Annotated in this window: 21 protein-coding genes; 4 read left to right on the top strand and 17 right to left on the bottom strand. The window is 66.4% G+C overall.

The window, feature by feature from the left end; all coding sequences use genetic code 11:
- Positions 1-6 precede the first annotated feature (6 nt).
- A complete protein-coding gene (locus tag AC1DZY_RS19215) occupies positions 7-1,179 on the bottom strand; it encodes a UbiH/UbiF family hydroxylase (protein ID WP_476821747.1) in 1,173 nt (390 codons plus the stop codon).
- Positions 1,180-1,347: 168 nt separating this feature from the next.
- On the opposite strand from AC1DZY_RS19215, the gene AC1DZY_RS19220 reads away from it, so the two are divergent.
- The 3 genes from AC1DZY_RS19220 (at position 1,348) to AC1DZY_RS19230 (ending at position 3,966) form a co-directional block, all read left to right on the top strand.
- On the top strand, positions 1,348-2,322 hold the full coding sequence (locus AC1DZY_RS19220; RefSeq protein ID WP_476821748.1) for a quinone oxidoreductase family protein: 975 nt from the start codon (positions 1,348-1,350) through the stop codon (positions 2,320-2,322).
- A 99-nt stretch (positions 2,323-2,421) separates the two neighbouring features.
- Entirely contained in the window at positions 2,422-3,480 is a 1,059-nt protein-coding gene (locus AC1DZY_RS19225) for a hypothetical protein (protein ID WP_476821749.1), read from the top strand.
- A 99-nt stretch (positions 3,481-3,579) separates the two neighbouring features.
- Complete coding sequence (locus AC1DZY_RS19230) at positions 3,580-3,966, top strand: hypothetical protein (protein WP_476821750.1); 387 nt, start codon at positions 3,580-3,582, stop codon at positions 3,964-3,966.
- A 5-nt stretch (positions 3,967-3,971) separates the two neighbouring features.
- Here AC1DZY_RS19230 and rimO read toward each other — a convergent pair whose 3' ends face one another.
- A complete protein-coding gene (rimO, locus tag AC1DZY_RS19235) occupies positions 3,972-5,291 on the bottom strand; it encodes a 30S ribosomal protein S12 methylthiotransferase RimO (protein ID WP_476821751.1) in 1,320 nt (439 codons plus the stop codon).
- 219 nt (positions 5,292-5,510) lie between these two features.
- Here rimO and AC1DZY_RS19240 point away from each other — a divergent pair, with 219 nt between their 5' ends.
- Positions 5,511-5,978: a hypothetical protein gene (locus AC1DZY_RS19240; protein WP_476821752.1), complete on the top strand. Its 468-nt coding sequence runs from the start codon at positions 5,511-5,513 to the stop codon at positions 5,976-5,978.
- 22 nt (positions 5,979-6,000) lie between these two features.
- On the opposite strand, the gene AC1DZY_RS19245 is transcribed toward AC1DZY_RS19240, so the two are convergent.
- The 15 genes from AC1DZY_RS19245 to AC1DZY_RS19315 all read right to left on the bottom strand — a co-directional run bounded on the left by AC1DZY_RS19245 (position 6,001) and on the right by AC1DZY_RS19315 (position 20,089).
- Entirely contained in the window at positions 6,001-6,867 is an 867-nt protein-coding gene (locus tag AC1DZY_RS19245; protein WP_476821753.1) for a sulfurtransferase, read from the bottom strand.
- A complete protein-coding gene (locus tag AC1DZY_RS19250) occupies positions 6,864-7,301 on the bottom strand; it encodes an OsmC family protein (protein ID WP_476821754.1) in 438 nt (145 codons plus the stop codon). Before AC1DZY_RS19250 ends, AC1DZY_RS19245 begins: the two co-directional genes overlap by 4 nt.
- A gap of 71 nt (positions 7,302-7,372) precedes the next feature.
- A complete protein-coding gene (locus AC1DZY_RS19255) occupies positions 7,373-8,419 on the bottom strand; it encodes a sulfate/molybdate ABC transporter ATP-binding protein (RefSeq protein WP_476821755.1) in 1,047 nt (348 codons plus the stop codon).
- A gap of 14 nt (positions 8,420-8,433) precedes the next feature.
- Positions 8,434-9,327, bottom strand: coding sequence for a sulfate ABC transporter permease subunit CysW (gene cysW, locus AC1DZY_RS19260; RefSeq protein ID WP_476821756.1), 894 nt, complete (start codon positions 9,325-9,327; stop codon positions 8,434-8,436).
- Positions 9,320-10,168, bottom strand: a complete 849-nt coding sequence (gene cysT / locus AC1DZY_RS19265; RefSeq protein WP_476821757.1) for a sulfate ABC transporter permease subunit CysT — start codon at positions 10,166-10,168, stop codon at positions 9,320-9,322. The genes cysW and cysT overlap by 8 nt, the downstream gene beginning before the upstream one ends.
- A 3-nt stretch (positions 10,169-10,171) precedes the next feature.
- A complete protein-coding gene (locus tag AC1DZY_RS19270) occupies positions 10,172-11,209 on the bottom strand; it encodes a sulfate ABC transporter substrate-binding protein (protein ID WP_476821758.1) in 1,038 nt (345 codons plus the stop codon).
- Positions 11,210-11,470: 261 nt separating this feature from the next.
- The gene (gene cysG, locus AC1DZY_RS19275) at positions 11,471-12,928 is read right to left on the bottom strand and encodes a siroheme synthase CysG (protein ID WP_476821759.1); all 1,458 of its coding nucleotides are present in this window, start codon (positions 12,926-12,928) and stop codon (positions 11,471-11,473) included.
- Positions 12,925-13,092, bottom strand: a complete 168-nt coding sequence (locus AC1DZY_RS19280; protein ID WP_476821760.1) for a hypothetical protein — start codon at positions 13,090-13,092, stop codon at positions 12,925-12,927. The genes cysG and AC1DZY_RS19280 overlap by 4 nt, the downstream gene beginning before the upstream one ends.
- A gap of 31 nt (positions 13,093-13,123) precedes the next feature.
- Positions 13,124-13,645: a DUF934 domain-containing protein gene (locus AC1DZY_RS19285; protein WP_476821761.1), complete on the bottom strand. Its 522-nt coding sequence runs from the start codon at positions 13,643-13,645 to the stop codon at positions 13,124-13,126.
- Complete coding sequence (locus AC1DZY_RS19290; RefSeq protein ID WP_476821762.1) at positions 13,632-15,302, bottom strand: nitrite/sulfite reductase; 1,671 nt, start codon at positions 15,300-15,302, stop codon at positions 13,632-13,634. Before AC1DZY_RS19290 ends, AC1DZY_RS19285 begins: the two co-directional genes overlap by 14 nt.
- A 3-nt stretch (positions 15,303-15,305) precedes the next feature.
- On the bottom strand, positions 15,306-15,662 hold the full coding sequence (locus tag AC1DZY_RS19295; protein ID WP_476821763.1) for a DUF2849 domain-containing protein: 357 nt from the start codon (positions 15,660-15,662) through the stop codon (positions 15,306-15,308).
- Complete coding sequence (locus tag AC1DZY_RS19300) at positions 15,662-15,976, bottom strand: 2Fe-2S iron-sulfur cluster-binding protein (RefSeq protein ID WP_476821764.1); 315 nt, start codon at positions 15,974-15,976, stop codon at positions 15,662-15,664. The genes AC1DZY_RS19295 and AC1DZY_RS19300 overlap by 1 nt, the downstream gene beginning before the upstream one ends.
- 173 nt (positions 15,977-16,149) lie before the next feature.
- Positions 16,150-16,611, bottom strand: a complete 462-nt coding sequence (locus AC1DZY_RS19305; protein ID WP_476821765.1) for a hypothetical protein — start codon at positions 16,609-16,611, stop codon at positions 16,150-16,152.
- 86 nt (positions 16,612-16,697) lie between these two features.
- The gene (locus AC1DZY_RS19310; protein ID WP_476821766.1) at positions 16,698-17,393 is read right to left on the bottom strand and encodes a response regulator; all 696 of its coding nucleotides are present in this window, start codon (positions 17,391-17,393) and stop codon (positions 16,698-16,700) included.
- Positions 17,390-20,089 carry a DUF4118 domain-containing protein gene (locus AC1DZY_RS19315; protein ID WP_476821767.1) on the bottom strand — a complete coding sequence of 900 codons (2,700 nt, stop codon included), beginning with the start codon at positions 20,087-20,089 and terminating at the stop codon, positions 17,390-17,392. Before AC1DZY_RS19315 ends, AC1DZY_RS19310 begins: the two co-directional genes overlap by 4 nt.
- Position 20,090 lies beyond the last annotated feature (1 nt).

Consider the following 20,090-nt stretch of genomic DNA (forward strand, 5'->3'; position numbering starts at 1 on the left):
CGGCCCTCAGCCCGTCATGCCGCCAGCTAGCCCCTGCCGCATCACGAGCCTCCGCAACGGCGCAATCCGCGACAGGGCCAGCAGGCCTGCGCCACGCACGAGGTCGGCCGGCATCAGATCGGTCAGGAGGGTCCGGTTCAGCGCATCAACCGCTCCAGTGCGCAGGCGCACATCGGTCTGACGCGCCTTGTCATAGACCGTCATCGCCGGCGCGGAACCCGGATCGGCCTCGCCACGCAGCGCCTCCCGCAACGCCGCGACATCGCGCAGCCCGAGATTGAGCCCCTGCGCGCCGATCGGCGGAAACACATGCGCGGCTTCGCCAATCAACGCCATCCGGCCGGCGGCAAAGCGGTCCACGGAAAGACCGCCCATCGGAACCCGGCCGCGCGGCCCGTCGAGCGCCATAGCGCCGAGCAGCGAATGCGTCTGCGTCTCGACACGGCGCGCGAACGCGATGTCGTCAAGCGCCGCGACCTGATCCGCCTCGGCTGGATCGAGCATCCAGACCAGCGACGAACGCCGGCCGGGCAGGGGCACCAGTGTGCACGGACCCTTGCGCGTATGGAATTCCGTCGAGGTCTCGCGGTGGTCGCGGCGATGCGACAGGATCGCCGTCAGCGCGACCTGCGGATAAAGCCAGTCGCGTGCGACGATGCCCGCCGCCTGCCGCACGCGCGACTGCCGGCCATCGGCCCCGATGACGAGACGGGCGCTCGCCGGTGCAAAGCCTTCACCCGAGACGATCGCGCAATTATCGTCGGCCTCGATGCCCGAGACGAGGCCCGGCACCAGCGTGATCGCATCATGGTCTGCCAACCGCGCCGCCAGCGCCGCGACCAGTTCGGCATTCTCGATATTCCAGCCGAAGGCTTCGAGCCCGACCTCGGAGGCGCGAAACTCGACCGGCGGCTGGCGAAACAGGCTGCCGGTATCATCGACGAGCCGCATCACGGCCAGCGGCGCGGCCTTGTCGAAGAGTGCGGTGGTAACGTCGAGCGTCTGCAGCAGGCGCCACGAAGCGTCGAGCAGGGCAACTGTACGGCCATCGCGCGGCGCGGCTGGATTACCCATGACGCTCACGCGCCAGCCATCCTGAGCCAGCGCGAGCGCCGCAACCAGGCCGACCGCACCTGCACCGACGATGGCGATATCGCTGTCTGGAGAAATCGAACCCATGGCTTTGGCTAGCGCAAGATCGCAAACTTGGCCATTGACCGACTTGCCGCAGGAACGCGCTTCCCAAGACGACTTGCGAATTCACCAGACCGGCAAGGCGTCGCGCGACGTTGCAACAACCGCAGCCTGACCCATATGGTCCGCCATCAACGACAGGGAGTTCAACTCATGGTCAAGGCCATCCGCGTTCACAAGGTCGGCGGACCCGAAGTGCTGCAATGGGAGGATATCACGCTGCCTGCGCCGGGCGCCGGCGAGATGCTGGTCAAGAACCGCGCCATCGGCCTGAACTTCATCGACACCTATTTCCGAACCGGGCTTTACCCGGTCGCGCAGATGCCCTTCGTTCCCGGCAATGAGGCGGCAGGCGAGGTCTTGAGTGTTGGGCCTGGCGTCACCGAGTTCAAGGCCGGCGACCGCGTGGCCTATGTCGCGGGTCTCGGCTCCTATGCCGAGGAGCGCATCGTCACGGTCAACACCGCCGTCGCGCTGCCTGACGCCGTGTCCTTCGAGGCCGCCGCCAGCATGATGCTCAAGGGGCTGACGGCCGAGTACCTGCTGCACCGCACCTACAAGGTGAAGCCGGGCGATACGATCCTGGTCCATGCCGCCGCCGGTGGCACCGGGCTGATCCTGTGCCAGTGGGGCAAGGCGCTGGGCGCGACCGTGATCGGCACCACCGGTTCCCAGCAAAAAGCGGATCTCGCCAAGGCGCACGGGGCCGACCACATCATCCTCTATCGCGAAGAGGATTTCCCCGCCCGCGTCAAGGAAATCACCGGCGGCAAGCTTTGCGCCGTCGTCTATGACGGCGTCGGCAAGGATACCTTCCTGCCGTCGCTCGACTGCCTGCAGCCCTTCGGCCTGCTGGCGAGCTTCGGCAATGCGTCGGGCCCGGTTGAGCCGTTCAATCTCGGACTGCTCGGACCCAAGGGCTCGCTTTACGTCGCGCGCCCGACGCTGTTCACCCACATCGCCAAGCGCGAGACCATGGTCGAGATGGCGGCGAACCTGTTCGGCGCCGTCGCCTCCGGCAAGGTCACCGTGCCGGTCAACGCGACGTTTGCGCTGCAGGATGCAGCCAACGCCCATCGCGCGCTCGAAAGCCGCGGGACCACGGGTTCGACGGTGCTGCTGCCCTGAGGATGACGCAGCGGCGAAATCTCGCCGCGTTTTGCGGCTAGGCCAAGACCTTGCCCGGCGGCGCGTCGGGCAAGGCACGGCAGGGAGCGGAACGTCGGGATGAAGTGGCTTGCGCTGATGCTGGCGGCGATCCTGGCGCTTGGCGGCGGCGCGACGGTCGCCCCGCAAGGTGTCCGGCACTGGCAGCTTCTCGATGCGGCCGACGACCCCGTCGCGCTGTCTCGCCTGCGGCTCGACGAGACGCTGACCGCGCAGCGCGTCGCCGCCGAAATCGAGACGGCGCTCGCGGCACGCGATATCGAGCTCGCCGAGAGCTTCGTCGCGCTTGCGACGGAGCGCGACCTTGCCGTTGCGCCCCAACAGCGTGAGCGTATTGCCAAGCTCAACGACGCTGGCATCGCCAACGCGATCGAGGATTTCGGGCACGGTTTCCTGAATGGTGACCGCGAAGGCGGCGCGGCCTTCGCCGGAGCGCTGGCGGGCGACATCGCAGGCGTCGGCGACCTGCGCGATCTCGCCAGCGAAGGTCGCAAATGGCTCGGCGGCGAGGTCGCCGACCCGACCGTTCTGGCGCTCGCGGCAGCGGGCCTCGCGCTCAGCGCCGCGACCTGGATCAGTCTCGGCGGCGCGCTGCCGGCCCGCAATGGCCTGAGCCTCGTCAAATCCGCGAGCAAGGCGAGGCTCTTGTCGCCCGCTCTGACCGCAAGCCTGACACGCGCCGCCGTCCAGGCCGTCGATCGCCCGGCCTTGAGCGCGAGCATGGCTGCCGCCTCGCGTCTCGACATCGCCGCCGCGCGCGCCGCGGCTGGCGGCGTCGTCAGGCCGGTCGCGATGGCGCGCCTGACCGCACTCGGGCAGGATGCCGGCGCACTTTATGCCCGCACCGGCCAGCGCGGTCTGCGTCAGGTGCTCAGCATCGCCGACGACGCCGGCGATATTCGTCGCGCCGCGACGCTCGCCACCGCCAAAGGCTCGACCCTGCGGGCCACGCTGAAGGTGCTCGGCCGGGGCGCGCTGGTGCTGGGCGCATTCAGCCTGACGGCCTTCGGCTGGATCGTCGCCCTGATCGGCTATGCGCTGGCGCTCGCCATGCTGGCGCAGCGCCTCGGCTGGTGGCTCGGCCGCGCTGTCGCCCCCCGGCGCATCGCCGTCGCCTGACCCTGCAAAAATTTCGCACGGGGCTTTGAACCCGCCGCCCCGTCCCCGCGACCAATGGGGGTCAGCACATGCTGATCCTCATTTTCAGGGAGACAGGTCATGAACCGGACCATTCGTTTCACGGGGCTCATCCTGGCCTCGCTCACCATTTCGACAGTCGCCATGGCCCAGCAGGGCGGCGGCAATGGCGGTGGCCGTGGCGGCGATGGCGGCAACGGTGGTGGTGGCAATGCCGGTGGCGGCGATCCGTCGATCCTTCAGGTGCTGCGCGAGAACGAAGTGTCGAAGGCGCGCCTGACCCGGGCGGTCGAGCGTCGCGCCAGCCCCAACTGCATCACCCATGTCTGCGCCGAGCCGCCGCCGCGTCAGCCGCCGGTCATCCGGCGCCATATGGCTTCCGCCGATGCCGCCTGCGCCGGTGGCGAGGTCTTCGCGGTACGCAGCCGCAGCGGCGAGATCATCCGCTACTTCTGCGAGACGCCCTGAGGCCTTCAGACCGCGATGCCGTGCAGGTCATAGGCGTCGGCGCGCTCGATCTTCACCGTGACGATGTCGCCGGCCCTGAGCGGCCGGCGGCTCGCGACGTGAACCGAGCCGTCGATCTCGGGCGCATCCCATTTCGAGCGGCCCTTAGCGACCGTTGGGCCGACCTCGTCGATGATGACTTGAATGCGCTTGCCAACGCGATTCTTGATGATCCGAGTGCTGATCTCGGCCTGCGCCTTCATGAACCGGTGCCAGCGCGCCTCTTTCTCCTCCTCCGGGACCAGCGGGAGGCCGAGATCGTTGGCGGGCGCACCTTTGACCGGCTCGTATTTGAAGCAACCGACGCGCTCGAGCTTCGCTTCCTTCAGCCATTCCAGCAGAAACCGCACGTCCTCCTCGGTCTCGCCGGGGAAGCCGACGATGAAGGTCGAGCGGATCGCCAGATCGGGACAGATCGAGCGCCATTTCGCGATCCGGTCGAGCGTCCTGTCCTGATGAGCCGGGCGTTTCATCGCTTTGAGAACGCTGGGAGAAGCGTGCTGGAAGGGGATGTCGAGATAAGGCAGGATCAGGCCTTCCTGCATCAGCGGGATGACCTCGTCGACATGCGGGTAGGGGTAGACGTAATGCATGCGCACCCACACCCCCATCTGCCCGAGCTCGCGCGCAAGCTCGAAGAAGCGCGTGCGGACCTCGCGATCCTGCCACATCGACGGCTGGTATTTGATGTCGAGGCCGTAGGCGCTGGTGTCCTGCGAGATCACCAGCAGCTCCTTGACGCCGGCCTTGACCAGCTTCTCTGCCTCGCGCAGCACCTCGCCGATCGGCCTTGAGACCAGATCGCCACGCAGCTTGGGGATAATGCAGAAGCTACAGCGGTTGTTGCAGCCCTCTGAAATCTTCAGATAGGCGTAGTGGCGCGGCGTCAGCTTGATGCCCTGCTCGGGCACGAGATCGACGAAGGGATCGTGGCGCGGCGGCACAGCCTGATGCACCGCCGAGACGACGCTCTCATAGGCCTGCGGACCGGTGATCGCGAGCAGGTTGGGGAAGCGGTCGCGGATCTGCTCGGGCTCGGCGCCCATGCAGCCGGTAACGATGACCTTGCCGTTTTCCGACATCGCCGCACCGATCGCCTCCAGCGATTCAGCCTTGGCGGAGTCGAGGAAGCCGCAGGTGTTGACGATCACCAGGTCGGCGCCCGCATGGCTCTTGCTGAGCTCATAGCCCTCCGAGCGCAGCGAGGTGATGATGCGCTCGGAATCAACCAGCGCCTTCGGGCAGCCCAACGAAACGAACGAGATTTTCGGCGCGACGGCGTTCATCGGCGATCAGACTCTGGAACGGAAAGGAATGGGTGCGGCAAGGCCGGCACGATCGCGCCTCTTTGATCCTTTTCCGTCGGATTTGCAAATTCGACGAGGCTCGCGCGGAAGGCGCGAAATAAAATGAACGGCAGATGAACCTGTTTCGGGTCCGGCGCGACCAATCGAGGTCAGCAACCGCTCGGGCGCAGCGCCCGGCACAAAAAACAGGAGCCCATCATGTTCGCCACGACGACGTTGAAGATCGCCAGCATCGCTTTCCTCGCCCTCGCTGCGGCGAGCGCCGCCAGAGCCGAAGGCGGCGGTGGCAACGGCGGCGGTGGTGGCAATGACCGCATCAAGGAATACGAGCAGCGGGCGCGGATGAACAGAATGGCGCTGCTGCGCGCCAATGGGGCCGGGAGCTACGCCGAAGGCATTCTGCCGGATGGCACCCGCATCCGCTCGACCAGCATCGGCGATGGCGACCGCGTCGTCCGGACGACGACGCCGGACGGCCTCGTCACAGAAGGTATCCGTCCGAAGGGCCAGAAAGCCAACGCCAGGGGCGCTTCCAGCCGCACCGTCTACAATCCCGATACCGGGATCACGAGCACCTTCACCCGCTACGAGGATGGCTCCACCATCGGCGTCCACGTCGACCGCTACGGCAACCGCGCAACCTCGACCAGCATGCGGCCCAACTGATATGGGCCGGCCCGGAGCGGGTTCAGCCCGCTCCGGTCGCCACGGGCCGTTCGGGATCCTGCGTCCAGTCGGTCATCGAGCCGTCATAGAGCGCAACCTCGTCGCGCCCCAGAACCTCCGACAGAGCAAACCAGTTCAGCGCCGCCGTGTGGCCGGTGTTGCAATAGGAGATTACCGGCCCGTTCGGCACACCGCTGAACAATGCAGTGAGTTCGCTTGGGGGCCTGAGCCTGCCGGTCGCTGGATCGAAACCTTGCGTATAATCGCGTGAGATCGCACCCGGGATATGGCCCGCCCGCGTCGCTTCGGCAGCCTTTTCCGCTCCTTCAAAATAGCTCTTCGAGCGCGCATCGACCAATGTCGCAAGCTTGCTGCGCGAAGCGACGAAGGTCGCGTCTGTGTTGCTGCGCAGACGCTGCTGCATCACGATCGGATACGAGCCTGCCGATTTCGGCGCGGAGGCGCCAGCCTCCACCGGGCGCGATGCGTCGGCGGTCCATGCCCTGAAGCCGCCATCGAGAATAGCCTGCTGGCCATGGCCGATCAGCTTCAGCGTCCAGTAGACGCGCGCTGCCGCCGCGAAATCGGTCGCGCTGACACCGGCGGGCACGATCACCACATCGTCATTCGGCCTGATGCCGAGGCGTCCCGCCAGTTCGCCGAGATGCGCGAGCGGCGGCAGCATGCCCGGCGCATTGCCGACCTTGGCGCGCCAGCCATCCGCGACATAGTCGGAATGTACAGCACCGGGAATATGGCCGGCTTCATAGGCCGCCTCGCCGCCGCCATCGACCGAGGAGCGGATATCGATGATGACCAGATTGTCGTCGCCGAGCCGGGCGGCGAGCGCGTCGGGCGAGATCAATCCTGAGAATTCGGTTTCGCTCATTCGGCTGCTGCCTTCTGCACATCGTCGATCAAATCGATCGCGTAGGTCATCTCGGCCGTCGCGCCGAGCATGATCGAAGCCGAACAGTATTTTTCCTTCGACAATGTGACGGCCCGCTCCGCCTTGGCCAGCGAGAGCCCGCGTCCGGTGATGCGATAGGTGAGATGGATTTTGGTGAACACCTTCGGGACTTCGGTCGCGCGCTCCGCCTCGACCTCGACATCGCAGCCGGTGACCGGCTCGCGGCCCTTCTGCAGAATCTGGACGACGTCGAAGCCGGTGCAGCCGGCGAGCCCGATCAGCAGCATCTCGAGCGGCCGGATGCCGATATTGCGCCCGCCATATTCGGGCGCGCCGTCCATGATCACGGAATGGCCGCTGCCGGCCTCGCCCATGAAGGCCATGCCCTCGACCCAACGCGCGCGCGCTTTCATCTCTCACTCCCATGCAAATCAGTTGCAGGCAGGCTAGCGGCTCGGCGTCGCGCAGGCGAGGGGGCCGCGCTCTACGCCGCCGCGAACAGGCTGCCATGCGTGATCCGCAGCCGGATGCGCTCGCCGATCGCCGGTGAAACCTGGCTCGCCAGATCGACGTCGAGCCGCTTCGCCAGTCCCTGCACCGCGACCTCGGCCCGGCGCAGCGGACCGTTGCGACGCACATGCTCGACCACGCCGGGCAAGGCCAGAGGCATGTCGTCGACGATGCGCAGATGCTGCGGCCGGACATAGAGCGAAGCCTTTCCGCTCTGGTTCTGCAAGAGGCCGCCGAGCACCGGCCGGTCGCCGAAGAAGGCCTGGCTGCCGACGACCTTGACCGGCAGCTTGTTCACCTCGCCGAGGAATTCGCAGACGAAGGGTGTCGCCGGGTGGTCGTAGACATCGTCGGGCGAACCGACCTGCTCGAGCTTGCCGTCGTTCAGGATGGCGACCCGGTCGGCGAGTTCGAGCGCCTCTTCCTGATCATGCGTCACGAACACGGTGGTGTGGCCGGTACGCCGGTGCAAATCGCGCAGCCAGGCGCGCAGATCCTTGCGAACCTTGGCGTCAAGCGCCCCGAAGGGCTCGTCGAGCAGGAGCACGCGCGGCTCGATCGCCAGCGCCCGCGCCAAGGCGACGCGCTGGCGCTGGCCGCCCGAAAGCTGACTCGGATAACGCTTCTGCAGACCCGGCAACTGCACGAGTTCGAGCAGTTCGCCGACGCGCCTGCGGATGTCGGTGGCGTCGGGCCGGTCATGGCGCGGCCGCGACTTCAACCCAAAGGCGACATTCTCGGCGACGCTCATCGTCCTGAACAGCGCATAGTGCTGGAAGACGAAGCCGATCCGCCGGTCTCGCAGCGTGAGATCGCGCATATCGGTCTCGCCGAAGAGGACACGGCCATTGTCGGCCTGTTCGAGCCCGGCGATCAGCCGCAGCAGCGTCGTCTTGCCCGAGCCGGAGGGGCCAAGCAGCGCGACGAGTTCGCCGGGCTGGATGTCGAGCGAGACGCCGCGCAAGGCCGCAAAGGCCTCGAAGCGCTTCTCGATGCTCTCGATGGTGACGGCAACAGACATGCAGGCTTTCCCGATCAGTGGCTGCGGCTGGCGGCGATGGCGTCGGCGAAGCGCCATTCCAGCAGGGTCTTGAGCGCAAGCGTCACGAGCGCCAGCCCCGCCAGCAGCGAGGCCACAGCGAAAGCCGCCGCGCTCATGTATTCGTTGTAGAGAATCTCGACATGCAGCGGCATCGTGTTGGTCAGGCCCCTGATCTTGCCGGAAACGACCGCGACCGCGCCGAACTCGCCCATCGCCCGGGCGTTGCAGAGCAAAACGCCATAGAACAGGCTCCACTTCACGTTCGGCAGCGTGATCGTCAGGAAGACGCGCCAGCCCGATGCGCCCAGCGTCAACGCCGCTTCCTCGTCTGCCGAACCGAGCGACTGCATGTGCGGGATCAGTTCGCGCGCGACGAAGGGGAAGGTCACGAACACCGTCGCCAGCACGAGACCGGGCAGTGCGAAGACGATTTGGATGTCGTGCTCCTTTAGCCAGGCGCCGAAATAGCCCTGCGCCCCAAAAAGCAGCACGAAGACCAGGCCCGAGATCACCGGCGACACCGAGAAGGGCAGGTCGATCAGGCTGATCAGCAGATTTTTACCGCGGAACTGGAATTTCGCGATCGCCCATGCGGCGCTGATTCCGACCACGACATTGAACGGCACCGCGATCGCAGCGACCAGCAAAGTCAGCCGGATCGCGGCCAGCGCATCAGGTTCGGTGACGGCGTCGCGATAGGCGGCCCAGCCGCGCGCGCTGGCCTCGACGAAGACCGACAGCAGCGGCAACAGCAGGAAAAGCGCCAGAAAGCCAAGCGAAAGCGCAATCAGCAGCCCCCGCACCAGCAGGCTTTCGCTGCGGACGCGATGGACGTCGTGGCGGGCCCCGCGATCAGCCTGCGGTGCTGGTAGAGCGAGATCAGACATCGCCGAACCTCCGGCGCGCCCGCGCCTGGATCAGGTTCACCGTCAGGATGAGCAAGAAAGCGATCAGCAACATTATCGTCGCGACCACGGCCGCGCCGGCATAGTCGAACTGCTCCAGCCGGATCACGATCAAAAGCGGCGCGATCTCCGACACCATCGGGATATTGCCGGCGATGAAGATCACCGAGCCGTACTCGCCTACCGCCCGCGCAAAGGCCATCACGAAGCCCGTCATCAGCGCCGGCATCACCGGCGGCAGAACCACGCGCAGGATCGTCCGCAGCCGGCTCGCGCCGAGCAGGGCGGAGGCCTCCTCGACATCGCCCTGCATCTCCTCCAGCACYGGCTGTACGGTACGAACCACGAAGGGCAGGCCGACGAAGATCAGCGCCACCATTACGCCGAGCGGCGTGTAGGCGATCTTGATATCGTAGGGAGCAAAGAAGCCGCCCACCCAGCCATTGGGCGCGTAGATCGCCGCCAGCGAGATCCCGGCCACCGCCGTCGGCAGCGCGAAGGGCAGATCGACCGCCGCATCGATGAAGCGACGGCCAGGAAACTCGTAGCGCACCAGCACCCAGGCCAGGATCATTCCGAAGACGGCGTTGACGCAGGCCGCAAACAGCGCGCCAAGGAACGACAGCCGCAGCGCTGCCAGCGTGCGCGGCGAGGTCGCTACCGCCCAGATGTCGGCCGGGCCTGCGCTGGCCGCCTTCACGAACAGCGCCGCAAGCGGCACCAGAACGATCAGCGACAGGGCCGACAGCGTGATGCCGAGCGAAAGCCCGAATCCCGGCAGGATGCTGTGCTCGCGCCAGCGCAGGGTCGCGGCTGCCGCCATCGCTCAGCGCGCCGGCTTGTAGAGCTGGTCGAAGGTGCCACCATCCCCGAAATGGGTCGGCTGCGCCTTGGCCCAGCCACCGAAGGCGGCGTCGATAGTGACGAGTTCGACCTTGGGGAAGTTCGCGATATCTTTTGCTTCCGCCGCTTCGGGATTGCGTGGGCGATAGAAGTTCTTCGCGATGATGGCCTGAGCCCTCGGCGTGTAGAGGAATTCGAGATAGGCCTGCGCTTGTTCGCGGGTGCCTTTCGCATCGACATTAGCGTCGACCAGCGCCGCGGGCGGCTCCGCCAGGATCGAAAGGCTCGGCACGACGATATCGAACTTGTCGGCTCCGAACTCCTTCTGCGCGAGGAAAGCCTCGTTCTCCCACGACAGGAGAACGTCGCCGATTCCGCGCTGGGTGAAGGTGGTGGTCGCGCCGCGCGCGCCGGTGTCGAGCACCGGGACATTGGCGAGCAGCTTGCCGATATAGTCGCGCACCTTGGCCTCGTCCTTGCCAAAGGCCTTCTCGGCATAAGCCCAGGCGGCGAGGTAGTTCCAGCGCGCGCCGCCGGATGTCTTCGGGTTCGGCGTGATGATCTGCAGGCCGGGCTTCGCCAGATCGCCCCAGTCCTTGATTGCCTTCGGATTGCCCTTGCGGACAAGGAACACGATCGTCGAAGTGTAAGGCGAAGAGTTGTGCGGCAGGCGGCTCTGCCAGTTCTCCGGGAGCTTCTTCGCGCGCTGGGCGATGGCGTCGATATCGCCGGCGAGTGCAAGCGTCACGACATCGGCGTTGAGCCCGTCGATCACGGTGCGGGCCTGTGCCCCGGAACCGCCATGGGACTGCCGGATCGTGGTGATCTTCTTGCCGCTCTTCGCGTTCCATTCGGCGATGAAGGCGGCGTTGAGGTCGCGATAAAGCTCGCGCGTCGGGTCATAGGATACGTTCAGAAGCTCGGTCTGGGCGCGGGCCCCGGCCACGACGCCAAAGCAAAGCGAGAATGCGCCAAGGACGAGACCGACCTGCAAAAGGCGGTGAAGGCGAGGTCGCTTCATCTCAGGGCTCCGTTGCGATCAAAGCCGGATTTCTCGAGAGAAACGCCGCGCTTTAGTTCTGAATAACAAACGAAACGTACTGAATTATCGTCCTCGCCTCAACGGCGCGCTGCAATGCGCCTTTTCCAAACTTCGATGTCCTGAGAGAAAACGCATCTCCCTGACAAGCGTTCCGATCGGCTTTGGCCAATTCCGGCTGGGCAGATCGCAGATCAGATTCGCCCCCAAATCAGGCGGAAATCCGAGCGGCTCCGGAGCGAGTCAGGCCCGCATCCGCCCCGGCAACGCCACGGCCGCGGTCGCAACGCCCAACGCGAATCCGACCATGACCAGAACCGGCCCCTTTTCCGGCAGATCGCCGAGCAGATCGGGCAGGCTCGCGATAGTGCCGGCGACCCGCGCCTCGTCGGGGCGCGTCGCGCCGAGCATGGCGATCGCCGGCGTCTGCGGATCGAGCCCAGCCTCGACGGCGCGGTCGCGGAAGGCCGCCAGCGTCGCGCGCGGCATGTAGATCACCGTGGTGGCGTGGCGGTCGGCCATCGCCTGCCAGTCGAGATCATCCGGCAATTGCCCGTTGCGGGCATGGCCGGTGACGAATTGCAGCCGGCGGGCGTGGTCGCGATGGGTCAAAGAGATGCCCAGCGCCGCCGCAGCGCCCTGAGCCGCCGAAATGCCCGGTACGATCGCAACCGGAATGCCGGCCGCCGCGCAGGCTTCGATCTCCTCGCCGGCGCGTCCGAAGATGCCGGGATCGCCGCTCTTGAGCCGGACGACATGCTTGCCCTGGCCCGCCAACGATACCATCATCGCGTTGATGTCGTCCTGCTTGCAGGATGGGCCGTGGCCGGTCTTGCCAACGAGCATGCGTTTGGCTTCGCGCCGGGCCAGTTCCAGCACGCCGGCCGAGACGAGATCGTCATAGAGAATGATGTCGGCGCTCTGGAGTGCGCGGATCGCCTTCAGCGTCAGCAGTTCGGGGTCGCCGGGGCCCGCCCCGACGAGCGTGACGCGGCCGACGCCGTCATGCTCGCTCTCGATCCGCCCGAGCGCTGCAAAGAGCGCATCCTGGTCCTGCGCATCGGGCCGGCGCTCCGGTGCAGACATGGCGCGGCTGGTGAATGTCTCCCAGAAGGCGCGACGCAGCGAAAAGGGCAGTTCGCGTGCCTGAACCGCCGGCCGCCAGTCCTTCGCCGCCTGCGCCCAGCCCTTGAGCCCGGTCGGCAGCAGCGCCTCGATCTTGGCGCGGATCGCCTGCCCGAACACAGGCGCGGCGCCGTCGGTCGAGATCGCCACGATCAAGGGCGAGCGGTTGACCAGCGAACCGAAGGCGAAATCGCAGAATTCCGGCTTGTCGACGACATTGACCGGAACCCCGGCCTGTCGCGCGGCGGCCACGAAGGCGTGGGCCTCGTCATGATCCTCGATATCGGCGATGGCGAGCGCGGCGCCGTCGAGATCGTCGGCCTGCCACGCCCGGGGCAGGGCGGTCACGCGCCCAGCCGGCGGATTCGCAACGAGCGGCTCAAACAGTTCGACAGCGCCGCTGGCGAACACATGCAGTTCCGCGCCGGCCGCCGCCAGCAGTTCAGCCTTCCAGAGCGCGCCTTCGCTGCTGCCCGCAAGCACGACCCTGCGGCCTTCCAGCTTGTGGAACAGCGGCAGCGTCGCCAGCGCCTCGATACGGCGCGCGGTCGTCGGCTCTGGTCGTCTCGTGCTCATCGTGTCGCTACGGCCGCCTTGATCGCGTTGGTGCGGGGCTCGCCCGCTGCCGGGGGCGTCAACAGCCAGAAGCCCGCCAGCGCCACGATGATAAGGCGAAAGCAAAGATCGAACCAGCGCTCATGAGGTTGAGCGGGCAGAACATCCGCGATCTCGCTGTTCATGCTGTCCTCCTTCAGTTCACGACCCATGGCGTCACGATGCCGCGGCGCGGTTGACGCAGCGCGCGGCGCGGCGCTGGTCCAGGATGTTGCGGCTGTCGCCATAGCCACGCTGATAGCCATGGCTGATCTGGCGGACCGCCCTCAGCCATTGCTCGACAGGCTGGCGCGCGGCGCTCGTCTGCGGCAGTTCGATTTCGTCGAAGCCGCAGGCCAGCGCATAGGCGAACTGATCTGCGATCAGCGGCCCGCTCGCCCGCAACGTTCCCGTGAAACCGTGATTTCGGATCAGCCTGGCGAGGCTGAAGCCGCGTCCATCCGAATAGGCGGGGAACGTGATCGCGATCAGCGACAATTGCCGCAACACCAGCTTGAGTTCGGCAATGCGGATATTGTTGGGAATGACGACGCCGATGCGCTGATCGCGCGTCTTCTGCGCCAGGGCATCGGTCAGCGCATCCCATGGCACGAGCGCATGCGAGAGATTGTCTATCGCAGCGCCCTCGGTGCGCGTCCACGCGTCGGCCTTGGCGCCGGTCCGGTCAAGCAACGGCATGGGCGACCTCCTGGAAAGCGGCCTTGAAGGGCGACAGCCCGATGCGGCGAACGTTCTCGATGAAGCTCTCGCCTTCGGAACGCTCAGCCAGATAGACGTTGACGATCCGCTCGATTGCGTCTGGAACATCCTCGGCGGCGAGGCCCGGACCGAGGATCTCGCCGATTGCGGCGTTCTCGGTCGCGTCGCCGCCAAGCGTGATCTGGTAGGATTCGATGCCGCGCTTTTCCAGGCCGAGAATGCCGATATGGCCGACGTGGTGATGGCCGCAGGCATTGATACAGCCGGAAATCTTGATATTGAGCTCGCCGATCGTCTTCTGCCGGCTGTCATCGGCGAAGCGATGCTGGATCGCCTGCGCGATCGGAATCGAGCGTGCGGTGGCGAGCGCGCAATAGTCGAGGCCGGGGCAGGCGATGATGTCGGTGATCAGCCCGATATTGGCTGACGCTAGCCCGGCCTCTCCGAGCCGCTGCCAGATCGCGAACAGGTCGCGCTGCCGCACATACGGCAGCACGAGGTTCTGCGCATGGGTAACGCGCAACTCGCTCTGCGAATAATGTTCGGCCAGATCGGCGGCGAGCCGCATCTGGTCGGAGGTCGCATCGCCCGGCGCCTGTCCGATCGGCTTGAGCGAGATCGTCAGCGCGGCGTAACCCGGCGCCTTGTGCGGGGCGGTATTGACCTCGACCCAGCGGGCGAAGACGGGGTTCGCCGCCTTGGCCGACTCCAGCACGCGGCTTTCCGCTGGCAGCGACTCCAGCGCGGGTGGCGCGAAATAAGCCGCGATCCGCGCCGTCTCCGCGGGGTCGGCGTTCACCGAGGGCCCGTCGAGCCGGGCGAACTCCTCCTCGACACGGCGCGAGAACTCCTCGACGCCGATCTCATGGACGAGGATCTTGACCCTGGCCTTGTACTTGTTGTCGCGCCGGCCTTCGAGATTATAGACCCGCATGATCGCTTCCAGATAAGCGAGCAGGTCGGCCTTGGGCAGGAAGTCGCGCACCACCTTGCCGATCATCGGCGTGCGGCCGAGACCTCCGCCGACGCTGACCTCGTAGCAGACGGCCTGGGTATCGGGATGCCGGCGCAGCGCCAAGCCGATGTCGTGCGCCTTGATCACGGCGCGGTCGTGCTCGGCCCCGGTGACCGCGATCTTGAACTTGCGCGGCAGATAGCTGAATTCGGGATGCAAGCTGGACCATTGCCGGATCAGCTCGGCGGTCGGGCGCGGATCCTCGATCTCGTCGGCGGCGACGCCGGCAAAATGATCGGCCGTGACATTGCGGATGCAGTTTCCCGACGTCTGGATGCAGTGCATCTCGACCTCGGCCAGCAGATCGAGAATCGCGGGGACGTCGCGAAGCTTCGGCCAGTTGAACTGCAGGTTCTGGCGCGTTGTGAAATGGCCGTAACCCCGGTCGAAGCGCTCGCCGATCAGCGCGAGCTGGCGCATCTGCTTCGACGACAGCGTGCCGTAGGGAATGGCGATCCGCAGCATATAGGCGTGAAGCTGCAGATAGAGGCCGTTCTTCAGCCGCAGCGGCTTGAACTCGTCTTCGGTCAGCGAACCATCGAGCCGCCGCGCGATCTGGTCGCGAAACTGGGCAACCCGCTCGCGGACGAAGCGCGCATCGAATTCGTCATAGCGATACATGGCTCAGGCCCTCGCCTCTGTCACGATTCCGTCGCCGGCCTGCTTGCCGAGATCGGGGCGGTTGCTGGGGCCGAGCGTCTTGAAGCGCTCGCGAAAATGGCGCGGCACCGGATAGCCGCCTTCCAGCGCCACATCGACGAGATAAGCGTCGACGACGCGATTGCCCGCGAGTTCCGCGGCTGCAAAGGCTTCGAGGCCGGTGGCGGCGGAATCGTCTGCCGCGACCAGCGCAAGTGCGGGATCGCGCGTCCAGCCCAGCACATCGGCCGCACCTGCCGTTGCAAACACGACATCGCCGTCGAGCAGATCGTTCGCCAGCAGAATCGCCGGCAGCGGAACACGTTTGGGATCGGCAGCCATCACGCGGCCTCCGCCAGAGTGAGAGTGAGGCCGTCGAGATCGTCGGACCAGATGATCTGGCAGGACAGGCGCGAGGTGTTCTCGATGAGCGGCAGGGTATCGAGCGCGTCGATCTCTTCGCTGCGGGGCTCGGGCAGGCGGCCGGCCCAGTCCGCGCGCACGACGACATGACAGGTCGCGCAATCGCACGAGCCGCCGCAGACGCCTTCGATACCGACCTTGTAGTCGCGCAGGATTTCCATCACCCGCCAGCCTTCGACGGCTTCGAGGCGATGCGTCAGACCCTGCCGGTCGATGACATTGAGAGTAGCCACTGCGCGCCGCATCCGTTCGTGCTTCCGAACGTTTCAAATAAGCCAGCGCGGCAACCGCTTCAATTCACGTCAGGTAGCGTGATTTTTCTTATTCCCATTGCAAAGAAGGAAATTCATCTTCGCGGCAATCCGAGGTCGGCGGGAAACCGTAGCGATCACATAGCCTTGGAGCTCTATTGGCTCGGCCTGCAGCTTTGCTTCAACCGGCTCAGTGCCGGACCTATGCCGGTGAGGGGAATGACGTCGTAGCCGTTCTTGATCTCCGTCTTGCGGATTCTCAGCAACTTGCCCTTCGCCATCGCCTCGTACAGATCGGGATCGGTATAGATTACCTGATGCGCCCCGCCGAACGGGTTCTTCGAGAATTCGAGCGCCAGTTGGAAATCCCTGCCATCGATCGCCAGCGTGATCGGCCCGTCGAAAAGCGCTCCGGGCACATCGAGGTAGAGCTTGAGCGGCCGCCCGGTCTCGCAACGGATGAAAGCGCAGGCCCAGGCGTCGTCGGTGGATTTCGCGGCGCAGCCCTGAATCGCGCGCCTGCTCTCGCCTGCGAAGATGCTCGGCTTCCACTCCGCGCCGGCCTGGCTCGCCCAGACCAGTCCAAACAGCGTAAGCAGTGAAGCAGTCCGCGTCATTGGCCCCGAGCCGGTTCGTCGACGTCGCAGATCAGCACGATGCATTGCCCTGCTGCAACCATTCCGGCGAACGGTGCGCCCGGGCCTCAGACCAGCCCGCCCAGCCGGTAGCCGACGCCGGGCTCGGTCTCGATCAGCTTCGGCGTCGCCGGATCGTCCTCGAGCTTCTGGCGTAACTGCCCGACGAAGACACGCAGATACTGCACGTCATGCTCATGCGCCGGGCCCCAGACGGCGGTGAGGATCTGGCGATGCGTCAGCACCCGGCCGTTGCCGCCCGCAAGCGACGCCAGCAGGTCGTATTCCTTGGGCGACAGTTTCACATGCGCGCCGTCGCGGCTGACGCGGCGGTTGACGAGATCGATCTCGACATTGCCCGAGACGATCGTCGCCTCCGCGCCCTGTCGTTCGAGACGATGGCGCAGCGCCACCCGCAGCCGCGCCAGCAACTCGCCGACGCCGAAGGGCTTTTCGACATAGTCGTCGGCGCCGGCGTCGAGCGCGTCGATCTTCTCGGTCTCGCGGTCCCTCGCCGAGAGGATGATCACCGGCCCGTCATAGAAGGCGCGCGCCTTGGCCAGCGCCTCCTTGCCGTCCATGTCGGGCAGGCCGAGATCGAGCACGACGGCGTCGGGCGGCTTTCGCGCGATCTCGCGCAGGCCGGCCGCCGCGTCGTCGGCGCGGACATGCTCGTAGCCGGCAGCATCCAGCGCGGGTCCCAGAAAACGGTGAATCTGCGGCTCGTCGTCGATGACGAGAATGCGCGGGCGAAAAGCCGTCACGGCGCGGACCTCGATGCGGCGCTCTCCTTGCGCAGGCTGATCAGGATGCGCGTGCCGCCCTTGCCATCGGGCTTGATCGGGCTCGCCGCCGCGATCCGGCCGCCCATCGCCTCGACGAAACCTTTCGCGATGGCAAGGCCAAGGCCCGCGCCCTTGCCGCGATCGCTCGATTCCTCCATGCGCCTGAATTTCTCGAAGACCCGCTCCAGCTCGGCGGTCGGGATGCCGCGTCCTTCGTCCTCGATCGAGATCACGACATTGCCCCTGTCCTCATAGGCCGCCGTTTCGATCAGCGAGCCGTTCTCGCTATAGGCTATGGCGTTTTCGAGAATGTTGACGAGCGCCTGTTCGAGCAGCGTCGGGTCCGCCCGCACCGCCGAGAGCTCTGCAGGAAAATCGCGCTGGATGCGCCGTGTGTCGAGCCGGCGCGAGACGCGCGCGATCGCGGCCGAAATCACATCGCGGACATCGGTCCAGTCGCGCCGCGTCACCAGCGCGCCGCCTTCCAGTCGCGTCATGTCGAGCAGGTCGCCGACATAGCGGTTGAGCCGCTCGGCCTCCTCGCGGATCGAGAGCAGCAGATCGTCGGCCACAGCCGGCTCGACGCTCTTGCCGAAATCGATCAGCGTCGTCACCGAGCCGAGCACGGTCGCCAGCGGCGTGCGCAGATCGTGGCTGACCGAATTCAGCAGCGCCGCGCGCAGGCGGTCGCTGCGGCTGAGTGCTTCCGCGTCGACGGCCGCGGCCACCAGTTCGGCCCGCTCCAGCGCGATCGCGCCCTGATCGAGCAGCGCCATGGCGAAGCGTTCGTTTTCGGAGCCCAGCAGCGCCTTGGGTTCGAAGCCGACGACGCCCGAACGCGCCCGCACACCCTGCAGCGGCCGGAAGGTCCAGGCGACATTGGGCAAGGTCCCGGTGCCGGCGCCGGCAGGCTCGCCCCGATTCCAGGTCCAGCGCGCCGCCGTCATGTCGGCCGTCGTCAGGTTCTCAAGCTCCGGCGCGCCGGCGAAGGGCGCGATCTCCTGGCCCTGCGGCAGCAGCACGACGATCTTGCCAGCCGTCGCGGCCGAAAGCTGCTCGGCCAGCACGGCTGCGGCATCCTCCTTGCGCGCGGCTCCCGAAAGACGCCGGCTCGCCGCCAGCAGCGCCGTGATCGCCGAGGCGCGCCGTGCCGTCGCCTTGGCCTGGTCGCGGATACGCCCGGTCAGGCCACCCGTGGCCACTGCTGCGACAAAGAAGACGAGGAACGTCAGGACATCGGCGGGATGACCGATCCAGAACGTCAGGCGCGGCTCCAGGAAGAAGAAGTTGTAGGCAAAGGCTGCAAATCCGGCCGCCGTCAGCGCCGGCCAGAGCCCGAAGGCGACGCCCGAACCGAGCACGCTGACCAGAAACAGCATGGCGAGGTTGGCGTTCTCGGTCTGCCGGTCGACCAGCATCGCCAGCCCAACGGCGGCCGCGACCATGACGAGCGCGCCGATCTGACCGCGCCATGCGAAGCTGCCGGGTCTCGCCAGCGTCGCGCGCGGCAGCGGCCCGCTCGCGTTCTCGGTGATGATATGCAGCGCCGCGCCGTTCTGGGCTTCCAGCAGGGCTGGGGCGAGCGAGCGGTGAAACCAGGCGCGCCAGCCCTTGCGGTGAGATTTGCCGACGACGATCTGGGTGACGTTGTTACGGCGGGCATATTCCAGCACGCTGGCGACGAGGTCGTCGCCGGCCAGCACGACATTGGCGGCGCCGAGTTGCTCGGCGAGCTTCAGAGCCTCGACCAGCTTCTGCCCGCGCGCTGTATCGCCATCCGCCTGGTTGGGCCGCTCGACATGCGCCACGGTCCAGGGCGCGTCCATCATCATGTCCGACAGCCTGCGCCCGGCCCGCACCAGCGAGGTCGCCATCGCATCGGGGCCGATCAGCACGAGGATACGTTCGCCGGCAGCCCATGGCCCTTCGACGCCGGCACGCTTCATCGCTTGATTGAGGTGGTCATCGACCGTCTGCGCGGCGCGGCGCAGAGCGAGTTCGCGCAGCGCGGTCAGGTTCTCCGGCTTGAAGAAGTTGTCGGCCGCGAGCCGCGCGGTCTCCGGCAGATAGACCTTGCCGTCGGCCATGCGCTGGCGCAGTTCCGTCGGCGTGATGTCGATCAGTTCGATCTCGTCGGCGCTGCTCAACACACTGTCGGGCACCGTCTCACGCTGGCGCACGCCGGTGATCTTCCAGATCACATCGACGAGGCTTTCCAGATGCTGGACGTTCAGCGTCGTCCAGATATCGATGCCGGCAGCCAGCAGTTCGTCGACATCCTGCCAGCGCTTGGGGTGGCGGCTGCCGGGCGCATTGGAATGGGCGTATTCATCGACCAGCAGCAGACGCGGCTTGCAGGCCAGCGCCGCATCGAGATCGAACTCCATCAGCATGCGGCCATTATGCTCGATCGGCCGGCGCGCCATCACCTCCAGCCCGTCGAGCAGGCCTTCGGTCTCGCGGCGCCCATGCGTCTCGACGAGACCGACCAGCACCTCGCCATGCTCGCTCTGGGCGCGCCGCCCTTGAGTCAGCATCTCGAAGGTCTTGCCGACACCCGGCGCCATGCCGAGAAAAATCTTCAGCCGGCCGCGCTTTCCGCGGCCGGCCTGCGCCAGAAGGGCATCGGGATCGGGGCGACCCTGTTCCCGGAATCGGATCTCGTCGGCGTTCATA

The sequence above is a fragment of the Allobosea sp. P2_A10 genome (genome assembly GCF_056405115.1).

What these genes read in the sequence shown, in the direction of transcription:
- AC1DZY_RS19215 (WP_476821747.1), bottom strand. Translation starts at nt 1,179, where the DNA reads ATGGGTTCGATTTCTCCAGACAGCGATATCGCCATCGTCGGTGCAGGT.
- AC1DZY_RS19220 (WP_476821748.1), top strand. Translation starts at nt 1,348, where the DNA reads ATGGTCAAGGCCATCCGCGTTCACAAGGTCGGCGGACCCGAAGTGCTG.
- AC1DZY_RS19225 (WP_476821749.1), top strand. Translation starts at nt 2,422, where the DNA reads ATGAAGTGGCTTGCGCTGATGCTGGCGGCGATCCTGGCGCTTGGCGGC.
- AC1DZY_RS19230 (WP_476821750.1), top strand. Translation starts at nt 3,580, where the DNA reads ATGAACCGGACCATTCGTTTCACGGGGCTCATCCTGGCCTCGCTCACC.
- rimO (WP_476821751.1), bottom strand. Translation starts at nt 5,291, where the DNA reads ATGAACGCCGTCGCGCCGAAAATCTCGTTCGTTTCGTTGGGCTGCCCG.
- AC1DZY_RS19240 (WP_476821752.1), top strand. Translation starts at nt 5,511, where the DNA reads ATGTTCGCCACGACGACGTTGAAGATCGCCAGCATCGCTTTCCTCGCC.
- AC1DZY_RS19245 (WP_476821753.1), bottom strand. Translation starts at nt 6,867, where the DNA reads ATGAGCGAAACCGAATTCTCAGGATTGATCTCGCCCGACGCGCTCGCC.
- AC1DZY_RS19250 (WP_476821754.1), bottom strand. Translation starts at nt 7,301, where the DNA reads ATGAAAGCGCGCGCGCGTTGGGTCGAGGGCATGGCCTTCATGGGCGAG.
- AC1DZY_RS19255 (WP_476821755.1), bottom strand. Translation starts at nt 8,419, where the DNA reads ATGTCTGTTGCCGTCACCATCGAGAGCATCGAGAAGCGCTTCGAGGCC.
- cysW (WP_476821756.1), bottom strand. Translation starts at nt 9,327, where the DNA reads ATGTCTGATCTCGCTCTACCAGCACCGCAGGCTGATCGCGGGGCCCGC.
- AC1DZY_RS19270 (WP_476821758.1), bottom strand. Translation starts at nt 11,209, where the DNA reads ATGAAGCGACCTCGCCTTCACCGCCTTTTGCAGGTCGGTCTCGTCCTT.
- cysG (WP_476821759.1), bottom strand. Translation starts at nt 12,928, where the DNA reads ATGAGCACGAGACGACCAGAGCCGACGACCGCGCGCCGTATCGAGGCG.
- AC1DZY_RS19280 (WP_476821760.1), bottom strand. Translation starts at nt 13,092, where the DNA reads ATGAACAGCGAGATCGCGGATGTTCTGCCCGCTCAACCTCATGAGCGC.
- AC1DZY_RS19285 (WP_476821761.1), bottom strand. Translation starts at nt 13,645, where the DNA reads ATGCCGTTGCTTGACCGGACCGGCGCCAAGGCCGACGCGTGGACGCGC.
- AC1DZY_RS19290 (WP_476821762.1), bottom strand. Translation starts at nt 15,302, where the DNA reads ATGTATCGCTATGACGAATTCGATGCGCGCTTCGTCCGCGAGCGGGTT.
- AC1DZY_RS19295 (WP_476821763.1), bottom strand. Translation starts at nt 15,662, where the DNA reads ATGGCTGCCGATCCCAAACGTGTTCCGCTGCCGGCGATTCTGCTGGCG.
- AC1DZY_RS19305 (WP_476821765.1), bottom strand. Translation starts at nt 16,611, where the DNA reads ATGACGCGGACTGCTTCACTGCTTACGCTGTTTGGACTGGTCTGGGCG.
- AC1DZY_RS19315 (WP_476821767.1), bottom strand. Translation starts at nt 20,089, where the DNA reads ATGAACGCCGACGAGATCCGATTCCGGGAACAGGGTCGCCCCGATCCC.